Source organism: Marinobacter iranensis (assembly GCF_029207565.1).
Lineage (GTDB): Bacteria > Pseudomonadota > Gammaproteobacteria > Pseudomonadales > Oleiphilaceae > Marinobacter > Marinobacter iranensis.
In genome coordinates this window covers 21097-41675 of the sequence record NZ_JANCMW010000011.1, presented here as the reverse complement: position 1 = coordinate 41675, position 20579 = coordinate 21097, and the positions used below count along the sequence as shown (strand labels likewise).

Genomic DNA, 20579 nt, shown 5'->3' with positions numbered 1-20579 from the left:
CTGGAGGCTCCATGTCTGAAAAAAACGACAAAATGACTGCCGATAAACTACGTTCACGCTGGTGGTTTGATAATCCTGAACACCCCGGCACCACCGCGTTGTGTATCGAACGCTACATGAACTACGGCATCACGCTGGAAGAATTGACGAGCGGCAAGCCGATCATCGGGATCGCGCAGTCCGGTTCCGACCTGACTCCCTGCAATCGCCATCACATAGAGCTGGTGAAAAGAGTCAAGGACGGTATTCGTGAAGCTGGAGGGGTTCCCTTCGAGTTTCCCATGCATCCCATCCACGAGAATGTACGGCGCCCGACAGCTGCGCTGGATCGCAACCTGGCTTACCTGGGGTTGGTGGAAATCCTGCACGGTTATCCCCTGGACGGCGTGGTGCTGACCACCGGCTGCGACAAGACCACCCCGGCCTGCCTGATGGCCGCGGTAACGGTCAATATTCCCGCCATCGTGCTTTCGGGTGGTCCCATGTTGAATGGGTGGCGAGGCAGCGAACGTGTCGGTTCCGGAACGATTATCTGGGAGTTGCGCAAACGTCTGGCAGCCGGCGACATCAATTACGATGAGTTTCTTTCCCGCACCGCCAATTCCGCTCCTTCCATTGGCCACTGCAACACCATGGGCACCGCTTCCACCATGAACTCCATGGCCGAGGCGTTGGGGATGAGTCTTCCTGGGTCGGCGATGATTCCGGCTCCCTACAAGGAACGTGCCGCGGTGGCATATGAAACTGGTCAGCGAAGTGTGGCGATGGTATGGGAAGATCTGCGCCCCAGCGATATTCTAACGCGAGCCGCCTTCGAGAACGCAATCGTGGTTTGCTCGGCGCTGGGCGGGTCTTCCAATGCGCCGGTGCATATCAACGCGATCGCCAGACATTCGGGCGTCGAACTGAGCAACGATGACTGGCAGCGTCTCGGTCATGAAATACCGCTGCTCGCCAATATCATACCGGCAGGAGCCTATCTCAGTGAGGAGTTCTATCGCGCCGGGGGGGTGCCCGCAATCCTGTATGAATTGCTCAAGGCGGAACGCCTTAATGGTGAGACCCTGACGGTCAATGGCCGCAGCATCGCAGCCAACGTTGAACATAGTGAAACCTGCGACCCCGAGGTAATCCGGCGTTACGACAATCCCCTAGTCAAACATGCTGGTTTTCTCAATCTCAAAGGCAACCTTTTCGAATCCGCCCTGATGAAGACCAGTGTCATTTCGCGTGAATTCCGTCAACGCTTCTTGAGCGACCCTGACTCCCCAGATGCTTTCGAGGGAAAAGTGGTGGTATTCGATGGATCTGAAGACTATCACGCACGAATCGATGATTCTGCCCTGGGAATAGACGCTCATACTATTCTGGTCATGCGCGGAGCTGGGCCAGTAGGTCATCCCGGCGGGGCGGAAGTTGTGAATATGCAACCTCCCGAAGCGTTGATCAGGGCTGGTGTCGAATCGCTGCCATGCCTGGGAGACGGCCGGCAGTCGGGTACCTCGGGCTCTCCTTCAATCCTTAACGCTTCGCCTGAAGCGGCCATCGGCGGCGGCTTGGCGTTGCTTGAAACCGGCGACTGCTTGAGGGTTGATCTGAAGAACGGCGAAGTCAGATTATTGATTGACGATACCGAGCTTGAAGCGCGCCGGCAGCGCCTGAAAGCCGCCGGGGGCTATCAATATCCGGCGCACCAGACGCCATGGCAGGAAATTCAGCGCAGCCTGATAGAGCCTTTGGACCGGGGGATGACGCTGGATATGGCTACCAAGTACCGCGATGTTGCCCGACGTAGCCCGCCTCGAGACAATCACTGAAAAAACATGACATGGCTGGCGTCAATCAAGGTGCCGGTCATGTATATTCGAAGCTGGGTTAGATGGCTTTCAGATGGCGCCCTAGAGCACTCTCGGGGGGCTCGATACCTAGCGCTTGGGCAGTGCCCTCAAGGACTTTCTGGGCTGCGAGAAAGGCTTCGTCGGGGCGACGGGTGCGAATGCATTCCATCAATCGGCGGTGCCGTTCCAGACTTTCCTCGGGATCGCTGGCACTGATGTTGGATTTCTCGATCACCAGGTAGATCGAAGGGCGCAGTATGTGAGAAAGCTGGGCCCAGACAATATTATGGGTAGCCTTGTAGATGGCGATATGGAAGGCAATGTCATAATCGCTGTGCAGACGGCGCTCTTCCGGGCGGCTGGCATTGTGCAGATTCTTCCCCATACCCTCGAAGGCTTCCTCAATGGCCACCAGATCGCGTGCCTTGGCGCGCTTGGCGGCGGTCATAGCGACATAGGGTTCGACATCCAGTCGAAACGCGAGGATTTCACGCTGGATTTTGGGGTTGGGGGAGGCATAGCGTGTCATCCAATCGGTCACCGCTGGGTCGAGAATTCTCCACTCCTCATACTCTCGGACCTTGGAGCCATGACCGGAGATACGCTCAATGATACCAACATCCACCAGTTGTCGCAGGTCACTACGTACAGCGGAACGGTTGATGGCAAATTGCGCGCAAAGGTCGACCTCCTTGGGAACGAAGTCCCCCGGCTCGTAATGGCCGGAGAAAATAGCTTCAGCCAGGAAGTCGGCCACACTGGGCCGTGAGGGTATTTTCTTTTGCTTGTCTTTCACGAGCCGCCTATCCGATTAAATTTCAGCATATGGTGGAGTATGTTGGACATTTCGTCAATGTTGACCTTTGTATCAGGTCTGATGGTTCTTTCTGAAAGAGCGATTTTGTCTGGTAATTTTAGGGGCTAACGCCACAGTGACGTAACAGCCCGCATTTACCTTTCTATGTCCAATCAGCCGCGATTTGTTTTGTGCTACAAAGCCACTTTCGCAACTGTGTTCTGCACTCAATCTAAAATGTGAGAGCCCAATGGGCTACTTTACTTCGCCCAGAGTATTTTTGGTCGCCTGGGATTCGCGACCGCAATAGCCCTGATACTGACGGGGTGCAATGGCAGTTCCAGCGATAGCGATTCCTCCTCCCCCGACGGCCCAGCCTAGTCTCTTCTAGGGGGACGCTTTGAATAAGGCACAAAAAAAGCGCCGTACTCAAAGAGCAGGGCGCTTTCCTCAGTAAAGGCGGGCTTACGCTTTCGGCCCGGCCTTCACAATGGCGTCGGAAACATCAAACTTCTTGAAGTTTTCTACAAACTGACCAATCAGTTCGGCGGCTTTGGCGTCGTAGTCTTCCTTGCTGGCCCAGGTGTTGCGCGGGTTCAGCAGGTTGTTGTCTACGCCTGGTACGTCTACCGGCACTTCCAGGTTCAGGGTTGGCAGGTGCTCGGTTTCGGCGTCGTCCAGGTCGCCATTCTGGATGGCGGCGATGATGCCACGGGTGGTGGGGATGCTGAAGCGCTCGCCCACGCCGTAGGGGCCGCCGGTCCAGCCGGTGTTTACCAGGAAGACCTTGCTGCCAAACTCGTCCATGCGCTTCATCAGCAGTTCGGCGTATACGCCGGCCGGGCGCGGGAAGAAAGGCGCGCCGAAGCAGGTGGAGAAGGTGGCTTTCAGCTTGGAAGAGGAGCCCATTTCCGTAGAGCCCACCAGCGCGGTGTAGCCACTGAGAAAGTGGTAGGCAGCAGCTTCTTTGCTGAGGATGGACACGGGCGGCAGTACGCCGGTCATGTCGCAGGTCAGGAAGACGATGTGTGACGGCTCGCCGGCGCGGTTTTCGATCACGCGCTTCTCAACGTGCTCCAGTGGGTAGGCGCAGCGGGAGTTTTCGGTGAGGGAGACGTCGGTGTAGTCCGGCTCGCGGGTTTCCGGGTCGATGGTGACGTTTTCAACGATGGCACCGAAGCGGATAGCGTCCCAGATGATGGGCTCGTTCTTCTGGCTCAGGTCGATGCACTTGGCGTAGCAGCCGCCTTCGATGTTGAAAACGGTGCCGGGGCCCCAGCCATGCTCGTCATCGCCGATCAGGAAACGATCGGGGTCGGCGGAGAGGGTGGTCTTGCCGGTGCCGGAGAGGCCGAAGAACAGGCAGGTTTCGCCGTCTTCGCCCACATTGGCGGAGCAGTGCATGGGCAGCACGTCTTTTTCCGGCAGCAGGAAGTTCTGCACGGAGAACATGGCCTTTTTCATTTCGCCGGCGTAGTGCATGCCAGCCAGCAGTACCTTGCGCTTGGCAAAGTTGATGATCACGCAGCCGTTGCTGTTGGTGCCATCACGCTCGGGCACGCATTCGAAGTCGGCGGCATTGAGGATCTGCCATTCCTGCTTGTCGGCCGGGTTGAAGCTGTCCGGGCGAATGAACAGGTTCTGGCCGAAGAGGTTCTGCCAGGCGGTTTCGGTGGTCATGCGTACCGGAAGGTAGTGTTCGGGATCGGAGCCGACGTGTACATGGCTTACAAAGCTGTCTTTCTCGGCGATGTAGGCTTCAACGCGGTCCCAGAGGGCATCGAACTTTTCCGCGTCGAAAGGGCGGTTGATGGGCCCCCAGTGGATGTCGTCAGAGGTGCTTGGCTCCTCGACGATATAGCGGTCTTTCGGGGACCGGCCCGTGCGTTCACCGGTTTTGACCACCAGGGAACCGTTTGCGGCCAGTTGGCCTTCGCGTCTTTCCAGTGCCAGCTCAACCAGGTGTGCTGCACTCAGATCATTATAAGTGTTACTCACTTCGACCTCGCCCTCGGGATGTGATCGTGATTGCCCAGGCCGTCCCCCCTGAAAAAAATTGACGGAAATCTGAGCAATCGGGTCAATTCAGGCGCGCTATTATGCCAGAGACGCCGGTAAAAAACGACTGCCCCGGAAGCCGCTCTGTGACTGGCTTCCGGGCCGTTCAGCCGGGTGTTCAGTGTAACGTATGGCCGGTGAAAAGGTGATCAATATCATTTCTATCGAAGCGATAGTGTTGGTAACAGAACTGGCAGTCCATTTCGATGGAGCCCTGTTCATCGAGGATACTGTAGCACTCTTCCTTACCGATGGCCTCCAGCGCGCCCAGGGTTCTTTCCCTTGAACAACTGCAACGGAAGGCGACAGGTTCGGCGTCGAACAGACGCACGGTTTCTTCGTGGAACAGGCGGTGAAGCACGGTTTCGCTGTCCAGGGTCAGCAGCTCTTCGGCTTCCACGGTGCTGGCCAGATGGTTGAGGCGGTCCCACAGGTCGGAGTCCTGTTCGGTGTTACCGGGCAGTTTCTGCAGCATCAATCCGGCGCTGCTGGTTTCGTCGGCGAACAGGAAGAAGCTGGTGGGAATCTGTTCGGAGCGCTCGAAGTATTCTTCCAGGCAGCCGGCCAGGTTTTCCTCTTCCCGGGGCACCACGCCCTGGTAGCGCTGGCCCTTGTCCGGGGAGATGGTGATGGCCATACGGCCCTCGCCCAGCAGTGCGTCCAGTGATTCCTCGGTAACCGCGTGTTCGTCGTAGCGGGCCAGGCCACGGATAAAGCGGTCGTGGCTGCACTCGGCCATCAGGGTGCGCAGCGGGCCGTTGCCCTGGGCCTGCAGGGACAGGGTGCCTTCAAACTTGAGGGTGCTGCTCATCAGTACGCTGGCCACCAGGGATTCCCCCAGCATGCGCCGCACAGAGGCGGGATAGGGCGCCTGGTTGCCGATTTCGCTGTAGCTGTCATTCAGCTTCACCCAGGCTCCCCGGACCTGGCTGTCTTCAAATATAAATCGCTGGAACTGGTCCCGGGATGCCATGTGTTTTCTCCTGAGCGTTAAAGGCGGAATCGGTAATCATTGGGGCGGGAAGCACGGAATACTAGAGCCCGTTCTGTTCCCGGAAGCGCTGTATGTCCCGGCGGTCTTTCTTGGAGGGCCGTCGGGCCGGTGGTAATTGTGCCGCCTGCATGGTTTTGCGCTGCCATGAGAGCTCTTCCCGGCGTTTCACGCTGTCTTCGGTTTCGTGGTAGAGCTTTTGCGCCTCAGGTGCTCCCTTACGACGTTCGCTGAGGTCGTCCACGATGACGATGCGCTCCTGCCATCCCTGTCGCAGGGTGACTTTGGCGCCGGGTTCCACCAGTTTGCCGGGTTTGGTGCGCTGGCTGTTGTAGTGGACCTTGCCCCCTTCGATGGCCTGTTTGGCGAGGTTGCGGGTTTTATAGAAGCGTGCTGCCCACAGCCATTTGTCGAGTCTTACGCGGGTGTCGTCAGTGGTGGTTGCCGTCATGTCTCCTCACCTGATGAGCGTATAGCCATAGTATAGCTGTCTCACTGGCCGGATGGCAGGGGCTGGCGCTGACGCAGGGCCGGCAGGATTTCATCGAAGTGATGGATCGAGGGAATGTCCGGGTGGCTCTCCCGGGCGGCCTGTTTGCTGTCTGGCGCGAGGATGGCAAGGCACTGGGCGATGCCGGCGGTGCGGGCGCTTTCCAGTACCGGGAAGCTGTCGTCCACCATCAGGGTGGCGGCGGGCCGGTAGGCCTCAAGCCGGGCCAGGTCCTGCCAGAAAGCGGGGTCTTCCTTGGGTTTGCCCAGTTGGTGGCTGGAAATGATGTTGTCCACCCGGCTGTCCAGGCCGGTGCGCTGCAGTTTCAGGCTGAGCGGGTCGGGATGGCAGTTGGTGACGATCACCGAGCGCAGGCCGGCGTTGCGTACGGCATCAAGAAAATCGGTGACGTGGGGCCGGTAGCCAATGCGTTCCCCCACTTCGGCCTTGAGGCCGGTGATATCCAGGTCCAGCCGGTCACTCCAGTAATCGGTGCAGTACCAGTTCAGGGAGCCGCGTTCGGCCATGATCATTGGGATAATGGTATCGCGAGCTGCTTCAGGGGTGAGATTGTTGTGCTCGGCGTAACGTCTGGGCAGGTGCTCAAGCCAGAAATGGTTGTCGAAATGCAGGTCGAGCAGTGTCCCGTCCATATCCAGAAACACGGTATCAAGTGAGTGCCAGTTCACCATAAACAGAAACAGCCTGAAGTTGATTGGACTTCAGGCTGCCGAAGAATACGACAATTGGCAAGGCGGGATTTTACGGATCAGTTACCGCTTTGCTCGACGGTGTCTGGCTTCCTGCCGGTGCGGGTGCAACCCAGGCAGCGCACGAAGGTGGCTTTGGCCGGGCCAACAACCAGCACTTCACCGGCTTCAGCGGCGTTACCGCCCAGTGCGGAGAAGGGCAGGGACACAAGATACACCACGCTTCCCACAACGGTAGTGGCAAACAGGGCCGGGCGTACGAACAGGGCATCGCCGGTCATTGCCAGTGCCGAGGGCTCTTCGTCAATGGCCTGGGCATGACCTACGGAGGAAAAAGCCAGCAGGCAAACCGCTACGGCTGTGATAACGATGTGGGAAATCTTACCGGTCATTTCTTGTTTCTCCTGAGCTTACCTTAGCTTGACGGCATTCTGGTCTGGCCGCTGGTCGCCCCGCCTTTAGTCCGGCTGACGATACATATACCGCACATTGTAGCTTACGATTATGGATACTCTGTTAACTATGAATCATATTTGCGTATTTTCAAACGATTTTTCTGTTTCATTAGTTGTCTGATAGCTGCTTAACGCTGGCATTTGCTGCAGTAAACCGTCGAGCGCTGGTTCATGCGGATTTCCTTCAGCGGGTGCCCGCATTCGGGGCAGAACTCGCCGCTACGGCCATACACCAGCAGCGACTGGGCGAAGTAGCCCGGCTTGCCGTCGCTGTTCACGAAGTCCCGCAGGGTGGTTCCGCCCATCAGGATGGCCGCGCTCAGTGTTTCGCGGATCGCGTTCACCAGTCGGTTGTAGCGGTCCAGGCTGATGCGCCCGGCGGCGCGGCGGGGGTGGATGCCGGCCTTGAACAATGCTTCGTTGGCGTAGATGTTGCCCACGCCCACCACCACGTGGTTATCCATAATGAAAGATTTGACCGGTGTTTTCTTGCCCCGGGACAACCGGTAGAGCATGCGGCCGGTGAATTCCGGCGCCAGTGGCTCCGGCCCCAGGCTGGCGATCAACGGGTGCTGGTCCGGGGTTTCAGACCACAGCCAGCAGCCGAAACGGCGCGGGTCGTTGAAGCGCAGGCGGATGCCATTGTCCAGTGCCAGCTCGACATGGTCATGGAGCAGGGGCTCGCTCTGATCCGTAATTACCCGCAGGCTGCCGGACATACCCAGGTGCACAATCAGCGAGCCTGCAACGGTGGCGGAACTCACTCCGATCAGCAGATATTTTGCCCGGCGGTCCACGGTATGGATCACGGCGCCTTCCAGCAACTCCGCCAGGTTGCCCGGCACTGGCCAGCGCAGGCGACCATCGCGCACGGTCACCTGGGTGATGGTGCGGTTCTCGCAATGGGGGGCGATGCCGCGTCGGGTGGTTTCTACTTCGGGCAATTCGGGCAAGGGATTCTTCTCCAGCGGCACGGGCGGTAACGGATTAGTGTAATCAGTAACAAATTGGCGTCCAAATGCGGTTGTTCCGGCTAACAAGTGTACGCTAAAGTGGCCAGATACGGTTGTTGGGCAGTACCGGATCCGTCAGGCCGCAGGCTTTCTGCCGGGCCCTGTCATGCACTTTGCAACCTTATGATTTCGAACGAGGAAAACTCTATGTGGTACAACGGTCTTCTGGACCTTTCGGTGATGCAGCTGATTCTGGTTGCGCTGGGGCTTACCCACATCACAATCATCAGCGTTACGCTTTATTTGCATCGCCATTCTGCCCACAACTCACTGGATCTGCATCCGGTGCTGGCGCATTTTTTCCGTTTCTGGCTGTGGCTGACCACGGCGCAGAACACCAAACAGTGGACGGCCATCCACCGTAAACACCACGCCAAGTGCGAAACCGAGGAAGACCCTCACAGCCCGGTGGTACTGGGTATTCGCAAGGTGCTGTTTGAAGGTGCCGAACTGTACGATGAGGCCGGCACGCCGGAAACCCTCGAACGCTATGGCCAGCGCACCCCGGAAGACTGGGTGGAGAATAACGTTTACAGCCGCTACAAGTTGCTGGGTATCCAGTTGATGGCGGTGATCGACCTGCTGCTGTTCGGTGTTCACGGTATCTGGATCTGGGCGTTGCAGATGATGTGGATTCCGGTATGGGCCGCTGGTGTGGTCAACGGTATCGGCCACTTCATGGGCTACCGCAATTTCGAATGCGCTGACAATGCCCGCAATATTTCGCCCTGGGGCATCCTGATTGGCGGCGAGGAGCTGCACAACAATCACCATACCTATCCCAATTCATCCAAGCTGTCCCGTCGCTGGTACGAAGTGGATATCGGTTGGGGCTACATCCGTCTGTTCCAGCTCTTCGGGTTGGCAAAGCCCAAGGGTTTCAAGCCGATTGCGCACTATGTGCCGGGTAAGCAGGAGGTGGATGTGGAGACGGTGCAGGCGATTACCAACAGCCGGTTCGATATTATGCGCCAATACCGTAAGCGGGTCATGGAGCCGGTGTTGCGCCAGCAGAAAGCGTTGATGGATGAGGAGATTCGTCCGCGGTATAGCAGTCTGAAGCGTTTGTTGTCCCGGGAGGTGACTCTGATCAAGCCGAAGGAGAAGGAGCATCTTGAGACGGCGCTGGAGCGCAATGCGGTGTTGCGGCAGATTTATGAGAAGAGCAATGAGTTGCAGGAGTTGTGGCGTCGCCGTGGTTTGAAGCCGCAGGATAAGCTTCAGGCGCTGATGCAGTGGTGCCGGGAGGCGGAGGCCAGTGGTATCCGCTATCTGGAGGACTTTGCGGCGCACTTGCGGGCTTATTCTCTTCGGCCTTCGCCCTAGTTTTTTCACGTAGCTTCTGATTCTTCCACCCTGAACAAGCAGTAGGTCACCTGGCCTGCTGTTTTTTGTCTGTGCAGGGTCCAGTTGGCCGGCGCTGTGGGCGTTGGCATGTCGCTTTCGTGTTCTGCGTAGATCCAGCCTCCCGGTTTTACCCATCCATTATCTGCAATCATCGGGAACAGTTTTTCCAGCCAGCCTTGTCTGAACGGTGGGTCCATGAACAGGATGTCGTAGGGTTCGGCCGGTGGTTGGGCCAGGAAGGTGTCGATGTTCTGGCAGGCGACTTCTCCGTTTTCTGCTTTCAGTAGCCGCAGATTGCCGCGCAATGCCTGGGCGAGTACCGGGGTGTGGTCGACGAAGACGGTTTTTCCGGCGCCTCGGGACAATGCTTCCAGGCCGAGGGCGCCGGAGCCGGCGAAGAGGTCGAGGCAGCGGCTGCCGGCCAGGTGGAACGTTAGCCAGTTGAACAGGGTTTCGCGGGTGCGTGCCGGTGTGGGGCGTACGCCGCCGGCTTCGGGGAAGCGGAGTTTGCGGCTGCGCCAGTCGCCGCCGATGATGCGGAGTTCGCCGCCACTGCCTGCTGGCTTGGGTTTCTGGTTGCGCGCCATAGGAGCGGGCCTCTTGATCTCGGGTTTGGTGCGCCTGTGGGTGCAGGTTGCGACATGTTACGAAGCTTTGTCGGGCGAGTCACCTGCGGTCATCACTTAGGGCAAGCAGTCTGCTAGAATACCGGCTTTCTTTTATCCCGCGAATCGACAACCAATGGTATGACTATGACGGCAGAGTGGATTGATATCGGCCTTCTGGCCCTTCTTGTCCTAGTGTTTGTTCTGGATGTGGCGGCCAACCGTCGGCGGGTTCCCCGGCCGAAGCCGGTGCCCCAGAAAAAGCCGGAACCCCAGGAAGGCGCCACGCCCAAGGCAGGGGCGGAGGAGAAGGCAGAGCCTGATAGTGCGCCGGTTGCTGAAGCGCCCGAGGAATCCGAGGTTGTTGAGGAAGCGCCTGCTGAAGCCCCGGTTGCGCCGGAACCTAAGCCCGAGCCGCCCCAGGTCAGCGTTTTCGAGCGTATCCGTAAAGGGCTGGGGAAGACCCGGGCCAACCTGACTGGCGGTTTTGCCGATCTGTTCTCTGTCGGCAAGAAAGTGGACGAGGATCTGCTGGAGGAAATCGAAACCACGTTGCTGATGGCGGATGTGGGCGTTACTGCTACTTCGGAAATCATTGAGTCGTTAACCGACAAGCTGGAGCGCAATCAGCTCAAGGACGGCGAAGCTTTGCGCAAAGCGTTGCGGGACGAGCTCCATGGCCTGCTGGCGGATGTGACCAAACCCCTGGAAATTGATGCCACCAGGAAGCCTTACGTGATCCTGATGGTGGGTGTGAACGGCGTGGGTAAAACCACCACCATCGGCAAGCTCACCAAGCTGTTCCAGCGTGACGGAAAGTCGGTAATGCTGGCGGCGGGGGATACCTTCCGGGCGGCAGCGGTTGAGCAGTTGCAGGTGTGGGGCGAGCGTAACAACGTGCCCGTGGTGGCCCAGCATACCGGCGCCGACAGTGCATCCGTCATCTTCGATGCCGTCCAGTCGGCGCAGTCCCGTGGTGTGGATGTGGTGATTGCTGATACGGCCGGCCGCCTTCAGAACAAGGATAATCTGATGAGCGAGCTGGAGAAGGTGGTGCGGGTGATGAAGAAGCTGGATGACACCGCACCCCATGAAGTGATGTTGGTGCTGGATGCCGGCACTGGCCAGAATGCCCTGAGCCAGGCCCAGGTTTTCCAGCAGGCGGTGGGGGTCAGCGGTATTACCCTGACGAAACTGGACGGCACGGCGAAGGGTGGTATTGTGTTCGCCATTGCCCGGCAGTTGCAGCTACCTATTCGCTACATCGGTGTGGGTGAGCAGGTGGACGACCTGCGCAGTTTCGATGCCCGCACGTTTGTGGAGGCGCTGTTCGATGAAAGTCCGGAGAAGTAACCCTCGATGATCGAGTTCCGCCAGGTCACCAAACGCTACGACAGCGACCATACCGCGCTGCGCCAGGTCAATTTCGGGCTGGAGCGTGGCGAGCTGGCCTTTCTCACCGGTCACTCCGGTGCCGGCAAAAGTACCCTGCTGAAGCTGATTATGGTGATGGAACGCCCCAGTGCCGGCGAGGTGATTGTGGGCGGGCAGGTGCTCAATACCCTGCCGCGCCGCCAGGTGCCCTATATTCGCCGCCATATCGGCGTTGTGTTCCAGAACCACCAGTTGCTGTTCGATCGCACCGTATTCGATAACGTCGCCATGCCCCTGGAAGTGATGGGCACACCGGCCCGGGATATCGGCCGTCGTGTGCGGGCTGCGCTGGATAAGGTGGGGTTGCTGAGCAAGGAAAAGATGAACCCGCTGCAGCTTTCCGGTGGTGAGCAGCAGCGGGTGGGCATTGCCCGGGCGGTGGTGAACAAGCCCCCGGTGCTGCTGGCGGATGAGCCCACCGGTAACCTGGACCCGGAGCTGTCTGCCGACATCATGCGGCTGTTTACGGAATTCAGCCAGGTTGGAGTCACGGTACTGATTGCCACCCACGACATTGCCCTGATCAACGATCTTGGGCGCCGCACCCTTACGCTGGACCACGGCCGGCTAGTGGCTGGCGTTGCGGGAGGGCGGCATGGCTAACAATCCCCGTAAACAGCAGAGCCGTGGTGCAAAAAGCGCCCTTTCCCCCTGGCGCCAACAGGCCGAGAGTTACCTGAACCATCACCGCAAGGTGGCCCGGGACAGCGCACAGCGTCTCTGGAAGTCCCCGGTTGCCAGCATGATGACGTGGACGGTGATGGGAGTGGCGCTGGCGTTGCCGGTGGCACTGATGCTGTTGCTGGCCAGCCTGGAAGGCGTCAGTGCTGGCTGGGAGAGTTCCGCCCGGGTGACCGCCTACCTGAACGATTCAGTTACCATTGAAGAGGCACAGGCCCTGAAAGCCGAGGTGGCCGACGACAGCCGCGTGGCGGAGGTGGAACTGATCGACCGGGACACAGCGCTGGAGGAATTCCGCGCCTCTTCCGGCCTTGAGGATGCGCTGGATTATCTGGAAGGAAACCCGCTACCCCATACCCTGCTGGTGACCCCCAGTGAAAGTTCCCGTACCGCCGATGGCGTGGACATGCTGTTGACGGTGATCGAAGGGTTGGATGGCGTCGAGCGGGTGCAGGTGGATCTGGGCTGGCTGCAACGCCTGAACGCCATGACGGACCTGCTGGGTCGTGCGGTCTGGGCGCTGGCGCTGTTATTGGCGGCAGCGGTTGTGCTGGTGATTGGTAATACCGTTCGCCTGGCCATCGAAAACCGTCGCGACGAGATTCTGGTGGCGAAGCTGGTAGGCGGTACCGATGCCTTCGTACGCCGGCCGTTCCTGTATACGGGCGCCTGGTTTGGTCTTGGCGGTGGTGTTGTGGCGTGGGTACTGCTGCAGTTGTCACTCTGGTGGCTCAGCGGACCGGTGGAACGGCTGGCCGGGCTTTATCGCAGTGAGTTTTCCCTCAATGGACTAAGTTTCGACGGCGCACTGGCGTTGATAATTGCCGCCATGCTGTTAGGCTGGTTGGGTGCATGGGTTGCCGTTAAGCGCCACCTTGATGATATCGAGCCCGGAGAAATCGCTGGCGGGTGATCCCGATCTCGGAAATACCGTATTGAAGGCACGCCTGCCCCTGTCGTAGGTTGGTGCTAGAGAGCAAAGGCAGCCATATTTCCAGTTTGTTGATTTAAAACGTTTTATATGGAAATGCTGGGAACTTGCGGAATACTTGGCGGTCCAGGTAACAGTTGGTATATTTATCGGTCGTCATGTTCGGAGGATAAGACATGGGTACGAATTTACAGGTCATCGACAGACTGGTTCCGGGCGCGAACCTTGAGTCCTATATTCAGGCGGCCAGCCGTATCCCGGTGCTTTCTGTTGAGGAAGAGCGCGATCTTGCGGAGCGCCTGCATTACGACGGTGATGTGGAAGCCGCGCGGGAGCTGGTTCTTTCGCATCTGCGCTTCGTGATCCACATTGCCCGCAGTTATGCGGGTTATGGCCTGTCCCAGGCCGACCTGATCCAGGAAGGCAATGTGGGGCTGATGAAAGCGGTCAAGCGTTTCAACCCGGAATATGGCGTGCGTCTGGTGTCCTTCGCAGTGCACTGGATCAAGGCCGAAATTCACGAGTTCATCCTGCGCAACTGGCGCATCGTGAAAGTGGCTACCACCAAGGCCCAGCGCAAGTTGTTCTTTAACCTGCGCAGCCAGAAGAAGCGTCTGGCATGGTTGAGCCACGATGAGGTCAATGCTGTGGCCAGTGATCTGGGTGTTGAGCCCAGGGTGGTGCGTGAAATGGAAGGTCGTCTGGCCTCCCACGATACCGCCTTTGATGGCCCGCAGGACGATGATGATGACAATGCCTATCAGGCGCCGGCTTATTACCTGGAAGACCATCGCAGCAATCCGGCTACCCAGCTGGAGCAGTCAGACTGGACGGATGATTCCAATGGTCGTCTGATGGCGGCGCTGGGGCAGTTGGACGAGCGCAGCCAGGATATCCTGCGGGAGCGCTGGTTGTCAGACAGCAAGTCTACGTTGCATGAGTTGGCTGACCGGTACGGTGTTTCCGCTGAGCGTATTCGTCAGTTGGAGAAGAATGCGATGAAGAAGATTCGTGCGCAGATGACGACGGAAGAGGTCGCTGCGTAAGCCTGAGATAATATTGGCTTCTGTCAGAACGCCACCACCCGATGCGGGTTGGTGGCGTTTTTGTTTGTATAATCCTTTGAAACAAACGCAGACCTTGGGGCGGAAGTGAGTGGGCAGGCCCTTCCAAAACACGCCTCAAGACGTCCCTGTGCGGCTCGAGCTCCGCCATCCATGGCTCCGCACGGTTTTGGAAGGGCCTGCCCACTCACTTCTTCCGGCATTTGAATTAGGGGCTGAAAAGTCATGACTACGAGACGTTTGCATATCGCCTTTTTGGGTATTGGCTTGATGGGTTCGCCGATGGTTCGGAATTTGTTGGATGCCGGTTATTCAATGACTTTGTGGAACCGGACCGCGAGCAAATGCGAGCCTTTTGCCAATGAGGCCGCCATTGCCGATTCGCCAGAAGACGCTGTCCGTGGTGCCGATATCGTGATCACCATGCTGGAGAACGGTGATGTGGTGGATGACGTGATGGTAGCCCAGCGCGGCATCGCGGCGCTCAAGGCCGGGGCGGTGTATATTGATATGAGTTCGGTTCAGCCGTCGCTGGCCCGGCGCCATGCGGAACTGGCCCGGGAGCAGGGGGCCGGGTATGTGGATGGGCCTGTTTCCGGGGGTACCGTCGGCGCTGAGCAGGCAAGGCTGAGTATTATGGCCGGCGGCGCGAAAGCCGATATTGAGCGGGCGCTGCCGGTTTTTGAGGCTTTGGGGAAGTGTACGCCGATTGGTCCGGTGGGGGCGGGGCAACTGGCGAAGCTGGCGAATCAGGCGATTGTGGGGATTACCATTGGTGCGGTTTCGGAGGCATTGCTGTTGTCGGCGAAGGGTGGTGCTGATCCGGCTGCGGTGCGGGAGGCGTTGATGGGTGGTTTTGCCGGCAGTCGGATTCTGGAGTTGCACGGCCAGCGTATGATTGACCGGGATTTTGCGCCCGGCGCGCCGGCGCGGATTCAGCTCAAGGATATGCGTATGATCCTGGATGAAGCACGGTCCGAGGGGCTGACTCTGCCGCTGGCGCAGCAGGTGCACAATGGGTACCAGAGCCTGGTGGCCAATGGGCACAGCGATGTGGACCACTGCGGGCTGTTACTGGAGTTGGAACATCTCAATGGTGCCCTGCTGGGCGCTTCACCAGCCATCAAACGTAAGGGGTAAAGCCATGCCTGCATTCGCCGCCAATCTCTCCATGCTGTTTACCGAGGCGGATTTCATGGACCGTTTCCGGCTGGCGAGGGAGGCGGGGTTCACCGGGGTTGAGTACCTGTTTCCCTATGAGTGGCCGGAAGAGGATTTGAAGCGTGAGCTTGAGAGCCATGGGCTGACCCAGGTGTTGTTCAACCTGCCGCCCGGTAACTGGGCAGCCGGGGAGCGGGGCATTGCCTGTCTGCCAGACCGGGTGGAGGAGTTCGAGGCGGGTGTCGACCATGCCATTCGCTATGCCCGGTCGCTGGGCTGTAGGCAGGTCAACTGCCTGGCTGGCATCCGCCCCAATACGTTGGATGAGTCGGTGGCCTGGCAAACGCTGGTGGACAATGTGGGCCATGCCGCCGTCCGCTTTGAGGATGAGGGCATGACTCTTTGCCTGGAGGCTATCAACTCGCGGGTGGATATACCGGGGTTTTTCCTGGATACCTCTGCCCGGGTCATGCAACTGATTGAGACCGTTGATGCCGACAACGTGAAACTGCAGTATGACTTGTACCATATGCAGATCATGGAAGGGGATCTGATCCGCTCAGTGGAGTGTCTGTTGCCGTGGATCGGCCACGTCCAGTTTGCGGATAATCCCGGCCGCCATGAGCCCGGTACCGGCGAGATTAACTTTCGGAATGTTTTCGCGGCCCTTGATCGCTTGGGGTATGGTGGCTGGGTGGGTGCGGAATATCGCCCCAGGGGCAGCACGACGGAGAGTCTGGACTGGTTTCGAAACGGAGCGTGACCGTCGCCATTGGCGACACCCTCTTACAAGATCGTAACTGGCCGGCAACCGATGTTCTTCGTACCCTAGCTGTTAATGTAATCCGCTATCGGGAGGATAACCGGTGAAAGCACTGGTAATTGAAGACGATCAGGACGTGGCAAACTACCTTGTTAAAGGGCTGAAAGAGTCTGATTTTGTCGTGGACCACGCGGCGGATGGCAAGGACGGCATGATGATGGCAGCCAGCGAAGACTACGACATCATGATTGTTGACCGCATGCTTCCGGGCATGGACGGCTTGTCGATCATCAAGACGGTGCGCGCCACCGGCAACCAGGTGCCTGTGTTGATTCTCAGCGCCCTGGGTGATGTGGATGACCGGGTGGAGGGCCTGCGCGGCGGCGGCGACGACTATCTGACCAAGCCCTTCTCGTTCACCGAGTTGCTGGCCCGGATCGAATCCCTGGTACGCCGTAACCGCCAGTCTGCCGAAACCGAGACCGTTCTGCGGGTGGCAGACCTGGAAATGGACCTGCTCGCCAGGACCGTCAAGCGGGCAGGGCACAATATTGACGTTCAGCCCCGGGAATTCCGTCTGTTGGAATACCTCATGCGCAATGCCGGGCAGGTGGTTACTCGTACGATGTTGCTCGAGAAGGTATGGGACTATCATTTCGACCCCCAGACCAACGTCATCGACGTACACATCAGCCGTCTGAGGGCGAAGATCGACAAGGAGTTCGAGACCCCCTTGCTGCAGACCATACGGGGTGCAGGGTACATGTTGCGTGAAACTGCTTAGCCAGCTCAGAACCTCATCGTTCCAGTTAGCCTTGCTGTACATGGTGGTCTTTGCCACCTCGGTTTTCCTGTTGCTGGCGTTTATCTACTGGCGCACGGCAGGATTCATGACTGCCCAGACCGATGAAACCATCGAGGCCGAGATCGCCGGCCTCGCTGAGCAGTACCGCGGCAGCGGTATCAATGGCCTCATTACCATCATTCGTGAGCGTGTCGCTCGCGACCCCAACGCCAAATCCATCTATCTGCTGACTACCGACGACTTCGTCAAGCTCGCCGGTAATATCGAAACCTGGCCCCAGGGCTCCCGTTCCGAAAGTGGCTGGATCAATTTCACCCTCAACGAATCCGTGGGCTGGACCGGCCCCGAGCGCCTGGCCCGTGCGCGAATTTTTGAGGTGCAGGGTGGCCTGCGCCTTCTGGTTGGCCGTGATGTGGACGAACTCACCAACCTCAAGCGGGTGATCGAAACCGCCATCAACTGGGGTATGGGGATCACCCTGGCACTAGCGTTACTGGGCGGCTTTCTGATGAGCCGCAGCACCACCCGGCGCATTGAGGTGATCAACAATACGTCCCGGCGAATCATGAACGGGCACCTGTCCCTGCGCATACCCACTCGTGGCACCGACGATGATTTCGACCAACTGGCGGAAAACCTGAACCAGATGCTGGACCGGATTGTGTACCTGATGGAGGGCATCCGACACGTCTCCGACAGCATTGCCCATGACTTGAGAACCCCGCTGACCAGGCTGCGCAATCAGCTGGAGAACACCCTGATGTCGGTGGACAACGACGAGGCCCGTGAGCAGGCCGGCAGGGCCGTGGCGGAGGCCGACCAGTTGCTGGCCACGTTCAACGCCCTGCTGCGGATTGCGCGGTTGGAAACCCGTGGTAATACCGCGGATATGAAACAGGTGTCCCTGGCTGAGCTTGTTAGTGACGCTTGTGAGCTTTATGAGGCGCTGGCGGAGGACAAGGCGCAGCAATTCGAGCAGTCTCTGGAGAATAATGTCGTTATTGAAGGCGATCGGGACCTGCTTTTCCAGATGGTCAGCAACCTGATTGATAATGCCATCAAGTACACGCCCGAACAGGGCAGGATCCGCGTGAACGTGCGTAAGGAAGAGAATGACGCGATTTTCGAGGTGGGGGACAGCGGTATCGGTATTCCCGATGAGGAAAAAGACCAGGTATTCCAGCGTTTCTATCGGGTCGGCAAGAGCCGTTCGCTACCGGGCAACGGGCTTGGTCTCAGCCTTGTCAGCGCAGTGGCGGAAATCCACCAAGGGGTAATCTCCCTGAATGACCACCACCCCGGAGAAGATTACCCTGGGCTGATGGTGACCATTCGGATGCCTGCCTACTCACCAAACCGGAAACGCCTGAAAGACACCCAGACCATTCCCGCCGCGTCGGAAGCTGGTGAGCAGACCTCTCCAAAGGAGCTGAAGGGCTCCTCCTGATCAGCTACCGGATACGCCCCGGAACTGGTTGACGCGGCTGATCACTGGTTTCAGCAGGTTGTCGACCTGAGAGCGGCGGCGATCGAATCTGACCTGGAGGCTATCCCACTCACCTTCCAGGTGTTTCTGTTCCAGCATGATGAAGGCGGCCAGGTTGTGGCGGTTCAACTTGCCGGTGATGCCGTACTGGTCCAGTCGGTAACCAATGCTGTCGAGGCCATTAAGGGCCGTGTCGAGAAGTTTTTTCGTGTTCATGTGGGCATTCCGTACTTTGAAGTGGAGTCGGTAATCTCTGGTTAGCGTAGACGCTAACGCTTGGGTCTAGAGTGCACAACCTAATCCGGGCCTGACCAAAACGTAATTTCACAGCCACTACTGTGTAACCTGTCCTGTGCATAATTGAAACTGTAGTTATGGAAGCTGGCGGAATCTCCGCTTGCTTCTCCCTCCAGCACAGCGCTAGCCTTACCCCGTTTTTACGGGGTTTTTTTATTTCTGAACGATGGTTTTTATATGGCCAGTACCCGCTACATAACAGCGGAGGGCGAGCAGGCCCTGCGTGAAGAGTTGCGCTACCTGTGGAAGGAGAAGCGCCCGGAAGTCACCCAGGCGGTGCGTGAAGCCGCGGCTCAGGGGGACCGCTCCGAGAACGCCGAGTACATCTACGGCAAGAAACAGTTGCGGGAAATTGACCGCCGTGTGCGCTTTCTCAGCAAGCGGCTGGACGAACTGACCGTTGTGGACCGCCTGCCGGATGATCGGGGCAAGGTCTTCTTCGGAGCCTGGGTGACCATCGAGAGCGAGGAGGGCGACGAAAACACCTATCGACTGGTGGGGCCGGATGAGTTTGACCTGTCCCGTGGCTACCTGAGCATCGACGCTCCCATGGCTCGAGCTCTCCTGGGCAAGCGCATTGACGACGAGGTTGGTGTGCGCACCCCGGATGGCTGGAAGCACGTGGTTATTACCAATATTCGTTACGAGCCGCTGACGTCGGACAAGTGAGGAGTGTCACAAAACTGGCGAATCGCCGGGTTTTTTGTCGTCTATGGCGATAGACTGATCAAAAATTGTCAGCCTGAATCGCGTTTGTTTAAATAATGACCAGGCAGGGCATGGAATAATAAAAGGCAGTCGTTATGGGCGGATTCGATTCAAAAAGGACAATGGTTGGTGTGGCCATGCTGGTGGCGGCACAGTCACCGCTGGTGTGGGCGCAGACCAGCGAAGATACCGTTGAGGGCGGTGCGTTCGACTACGAAGAGCGGTCGACCATCGAAACCATCCCCTTCAGCTCGATGGAGGAGGAATCTCTGGCCAACACCGTGATTGAAGGCGGGCTGGAAGCGCCGGCAGCGGGTGTGCCTGTGCAACCGCGAACGGACGAGGATTTCTACCTTGACCCCCTCGCCCTTCAGCCCAGGGATCCCCGGACGGATCTCGGGCGCAGTGAGATTCCGGTGGAATTCCGCTTCAGTAATCCCAAGTCCATTCCCGGACAGACCCACGGCGACAACTATATTATCCGCCCGCCCACAAACCGGAATTACGGCGCGTTCAATACCACAACAACGGAACGTTAATCCGCGCGCCGCAATGGTTCAGGCGGCGACGATGCCTTCGGATTCGGTTCTGCCCAGCACATCCTCGTAAAAGAATGTCAGAGCCTGCTTGGCCTGGTTGAGGCGTGCCCGTGACACTTCCATGCGCTCACTCAGATAGGTAAGGAACAGTTGCCGGTCACCAGGCTGCAGTGCCTCCGGATTCTTCAGGTTGTGGAAAAGCACAAACCGGGAAATCCAGTGGAGGTAGGTTTGCTCTGCGCGGTGATTAAGCTGGTGTTTGCGGATGGCGCCAGTCACTCGACTGACAAGGCCGGGCTGCGACTGTTCCAGCGCCTCGGTAATATCCATGGTGCGTCTTCCGTGTGAATTGTTGTTCTTATGTTGGGCGCATCTTATGACAATCGTTTGACCATCGCAAAACTTTC

General features: G+C 58.3%; 22 protein-coding genes. 12 read left to right on the top strand and 10 right to left on the bottom strand.

Features of this window, described 5'->3' with window-relative positions; translation table 11 throughout:
* Positions 1-11: 11 nt before the first annotated feature.
* A complete protein-coding gene (locus NLU14_RS15945; RefSeq protein WP_275708302.1) occupies positions 12-1817 on the top strand; it encodes an IlvD/Edd family dehydratase in 1806 nt (601 codons plus the stop codon).
* A gap of 58 nt (positions 1818-1875) precedes the next feature.
* Here the strand turns inward: NLU14_RS15945 and NLU14_RS15940 are convergent, their stop codons facing one another.
* The 7 genes from NLU14_RS15940 to mutM form a co-directional block, all read right to left on the bottom strand.
* Positions 1876-2634 (bottom strand): FadR/GntR family transcriptional regulator, encoded by a 759-nt coding sequence (locus NLU14_RS15940; protein WP_275708300.1) that lies wholly within the window; start codon positions 2632-2634, stop codon positions 1876-1878.
* Between the two features lie 465 nt (positions 2635-3099).
* On the bottom strand, positions 3100-4632 hold the full coding sequence (locus tag NLU14_RS15935) for a phosphoenolpyruvate carboxykinase (protein WP_275708298.1): 1533 nt from the start codon (positions 4630-4632) through the stop codon (positions 3100-3102).
* Positions 4633-4810: 178 nt separating this feature from the next.
* Positions 4811-5665 (bottom strand): Hsp33 family molecular chaperone HslO, encoded by an 855-nt coding sequence (hslO, locus tag NLU14_RS15930; RefSeq protein ID WP_275708296.1) that lies wholly within the window; start codon positions 5663-5665, stop codon positions 4811-4813.
* A 61-nt stretch (positions 5666-5726) separates the two neighbouring features.
* Entirely contained in the window at positions 5727-6134 is a 408-nt protein-coding gene (gene hslR / locus NLU14_RS15925; protein WP_275708294.1) for a ribosome-associated heat shock protein Hsp15, read from the bottom strand.
* A gap of 41 nt (positions 6135-6175) precedes the next feature.
* Positions 6176-6865: a GMP/IMP nucleotidase gene (gene yrfG, locus NLU14_RS15920; protein WP_275708292.1), complete on the bottom strand. Its 690-nt coding sequence runs from the start codon at positions 6863-6865 to the stop codon at positions 6176-6178.
* A 77-nt stretch (positions 6866-6942) separates the two neighbouring features.
* Positions 6943-7275 (bottom strand): hypothetical protein, encoded by a 333-nt coding sequence (locus tag NLU14_RS15915; protein ID WP_275708290.1) that lies wholly within the window; start codon positions 7273-7275, stop codon positions 6943-6945.
* Positions 7276-7466: 191 nt separating this feature from the next.
* Positions 7467-8291 (bottom strand): bifunctional DNA-formamidopyrimidine glycosylase/DNA-(apurinic or apyrimidinic site) lyase, encoded by an 825-nt coding sequence (gene mutM / locus NLU14_RS15910; protein WP_275708288.1) that lies wholly within the window; start codon positions 8289-8291, stop codon positions 7467-7469.
* Positions 8292-8498: 207 nt separating this feature from the next.
* On the opposite strand from mutM, the gene NLU14_RS15905 reads away from it, so the two are divergent.
* Complete coding sequence (locus NLU14_RS15905) at positions 8499-9677, top strand: DesA family fatty acid desaturase (RefSeq protein ID WP_275708286.1); 1179 nt, start codon at positions 8499-8501, stop codon at positions 9675-9677.
* A 5-nt stretch (positions 9678-9682) separates the two neighbouring features.
* Here NLU14_RS15905 and rsmD read toward each other — a convergent pair whose 3' ends face one another.
* Positions 9683-10285 carry a 16S rRNA (guanine(966)-N(2))-methyltransferase RsmD gene (gene rsmD, locus NLU14_RS15900; RefSeq protein ID WP_275708284.1) on the bottom strand — a complete coding sequence of 201 codons (603 nt, stop codon included), beginning with the start codon at positions 10283-10285 and terminating at the stop codon, positions 9683-9685.
* 165 nt (positions 10286-10450) lie between these two features.
* Between rsmD and ftsY the strand changes: the two genes are divergently transcribed.
* The 8 genes from ftsY to NLU14_RS15860 all read left to right on the top strand — a co-directional run bounded on the left by ftsY (position 10451) and on the right by NLU14_RS15860 (position 18589).
* Entirely contained in the window at positions 10451-11656 is a 1206-nt protein-coding gene (ftsY, locus tag NLU14_RS15895) for a signal recognition particle-docking protein FtsY (protein ID WP_275708565.1), read from the top strand.
* Between the two features lie 6 nt (positions 11657-11662).
* On the top strand, positions 11663-12340 hold the full coding sequence (gene ftsE / locus NLU14_RS15890) for a cell division ATP-binding protein FtsE (RefSeq protein ID WP_275708282.1): 678 nt from the start codon (positions 11663-11665) through the stop codon (positions 12338-12340).
* Positions 12333-13331, top strand: coding sequence for a permease-like cell division protein FtsX (ftsX, locus tag NLU14_RS15885; RefSeq protein WP_275708280.1), 999 nt, complete (start codon positions 12333-12335; stop codon positions 13329-13331). Before ftsE ends, ftsX begins: the two co-directional genes overlap by 8 nt.
* A 194-nt stretch (positions 13332-13525) precedes the next feature.
* Positions 13526-14395, top strand: a complete 870-nt coding sequence (rpoH, locus tag NLU14_RS15880) for an RNA polymerase sigma factor RpoH (RefSeq protein ID WP_275708278.1) — start codon at positions 13526-13528, stop codon at positions 14393-14395.
* A gap of 243 nt (positions 14396-14638) precedes the next feature.
* Positions 14639-15553 carry an NAD(P)-dependent oxidoreductase gene (locus NLU14_RS15875; RefSeq protein ID WP_275708276.1) on the top strand — a complete coding sequence of 305 codons (915 nt, stop codon included), beginning with the start codon at positions 14639-14641 and terminating at the stop codon, positions 15551-15553.
* 4 nt (positions 15554-15557) lie between these two features.
* A complete protein-coding gene (hyi, locus tag NLU14_RS15870) occupies positions 15558-16337 on the top strand; it encodes a hydroxypyruvate isomerase (protein WP_275708274.1) in 780 nt (259 codons plus the stop codon).
* 103 nt (positions 16338-16440) lie between these two features.
* On the top strand, positions 16441-17121 hold the full coding sequence (locus tag NLU14_RS15865) for a winged helix-turn-helix domain-containing protein (RefSeq protein ID WP_275708272.1): 681 nt from the start codon (positions 16441-16443) through the stop codon (positions 17119-17121).
* Entirely contained in the window at positions 17108-18589 is a 1482-nt protein-coding gene (locus NLU14_RS15860) for a HAMP domain-containing sensor histidine kinase (protein ID WP_275708270.1), read from the top strand. Before NLU14_RS15865 ends, NLU14_RS15860 begins: the two co-directional genes overlap by 14 nt.
* On the opposite strand, the gene NLU14_RS15855 is transcribed toward NLU14_RS15860, so the two are convergent.
* The gene (locus tag NLU14_RS15855; protein WP_275708268.1) at positions 18590-18844 is read right to left on the bottom strand and encodes a hypothetical protein; all 255 of its coding nucleotides are present in this window, start codon (positions 18842-18844) and stop codon (positions 18590-18592) included.
* 258 nt (positions 18845-19102) lie between these two features.
* Here NLU14_RS15855 and greB point away from each other — a divergent pair, with 258 nt between their 5' ends.
* Both greB and NLU14_RS15845 read left to right on the top strand, forming a co-directional pair.
* Positions 19103-19594 carry a transcription elongation factor GreB gene (gene greB / locus NLU14_RS15850; protein WP_275708266.1) on the top strand — a complete coding sequence of 164 codons (492 nt, stop codon included), beginning with the start codon at positions 19103-19105 and terminating at the stop codon, positions 19592-19594.
* A gap of 134 nt (positions 19595-19728) precedes the next feature.
* Complete coding sequence (locus NLU14_RS15845; RefSeq protein WP_420845071.1) at positions 19729-20172, top strand: hypothetical protein; 444 nt, start codon at positions 19729-19731, stop codon at positions 20170-20172.
* 18 nt (positions 20173-20190) lie between these two features.
* Here the strand turns inward: NLU14_RS15845 and NLU14_RS15840 are convergent, their stop codons facing one another.
* On the bottom strand, positions 20191-20502 hold the full coding sequence (locus tag NLU14_RS15840) for a site-specific integrase (protein ID WP_275708264.1): 312 nt from the start codon (positions 20500-20502) through the stop codon (positions 20191-20193).
* Positions 20503-20579 lie beyond the last annotated feature (77 nt).

What these genes read in the sequence shown, in the direction of transcription:
- NLU14_RS15905 (WP_275708286.1), top strand. Translation starts at nt 8,499, where the DNA reads ATGTGGTACAACGGTCTTCTGGACCTTTCGGTGATGCAGCTGATTCTG.
- hslR (WP_275708294.1), bottom strand. Translation starts at nt 6,134, where the DNA reads ATGACGGCAACCACCACTGACGACACCCGCGTAAGACTCGACAAATGG.
- hslO (WP_275708296.1), bottom strand. Translation starts at nt 5,665, where the DNA reads ATGGCATCCCGGGACCAGTTCCAGCGATTTATATTTGAAGACAGCCAG.
- ftsE (WP_275708282.1), top strand. Translation starts at nt 11,663, where the DNA reads ATGATCGAGTTCCGCCAGGTCACCAAACGCTACGACAGCGACCATACC.
- greB (WP_275708266.1), top strand. Translation starts at nt 19,103, where the DNA reads ATGGCCAGTACCCGCTACATAACAGCGGAGGGCGAGCAGGCCCTGCGT.
- NLU14_RS15915 (WP_275708290.1), bottom strand. Translation starts at nt 7,275, where the DNA reads ATGACCGGTAAGATTTCCCACATCGTTATCACAGCCGTAGCGGTTTGC.
- rsmD (WP_275708284.1), bottom strand. Translation starts at nt 10,285, where the DNA reads ATGGCGCGCAACCAGAAACCCAAGCCAGCAGGCAGTGGCGGCGAACTC.
- ftsY (WP_275708565.1), top strand. Translation starts at nt 10,451, where the DNA reads ATGACGGCAGAGTGGATTGATATCGGCCTTCTGGCCCTTCTTGTCCTA.
- rpoH (WP_275708278.1), top strand. Translation starts at nt 13,526, where the DNA reads ATGGGTACGAATTTACAGGTCATCGACAGACTGGTTCCGGGCGCGAAC.
- yrfG (WP_275708292.1), bottom strand. Translation starts at nt 6,865, where the DNA reads ATGGTGAACTGGCACTCACTTGATACCGTGTTTCTGGATATGGACGGG.
- NLU14_RS15875 (WP_275708276.1), top strand. Translation starts at nt 14,639, where the DNA reads ATGACTACGAGACGTTTGCATATCGCCTTTTTGGGTATTGGCTTGATG.
- NLU14_RS15945 (WP_275708302.1), top strand. Translation starts at nt 12, where the DNA reads ATGTCTGAAAAAAACGACAAAATGACTGCCGATAAACTACGTTCACGC.
- ftsX (WP_275708280.1), top strand. Translation starts at nt 12,333, where the DNA reads ATGGCTAACAATCCCCGTAAACAGCAGAGCCGTGGTGCAAAAAGCGCC.
- NLU14_RS15845 (WP_420845071.1), top strand. Translation starts at nt 19,729, where the DNA reads ATGGGCGGATTCGATTCAAAAAGGACAATGGTTGGTGTGGCCATGCTG.
- hyi (WP_275708274.1), top strand. Translation starts at nt 15,558, where the DNA reads ATGCCTGCATTCGCCGCCAATCTCTCCATGCTGTTTACCGAGGCGGAT.
- NLU14_RS15840 (WP_275708264.1), bottom strand. Translation starts at nt 20,502, where the DNA reads ATGGATATTACCGAGGCGCTGGAACAGTCGCAGCCCGGCCTTGTCAGT.
- NLU14_RS15855 (WP_275708268.1), bottom strand. Translation starts at nt 18,844, where the DNA reads ATGAACACGAAAAAACTTCTCGACACGGCCCTTAATGGCCTCGACAGC.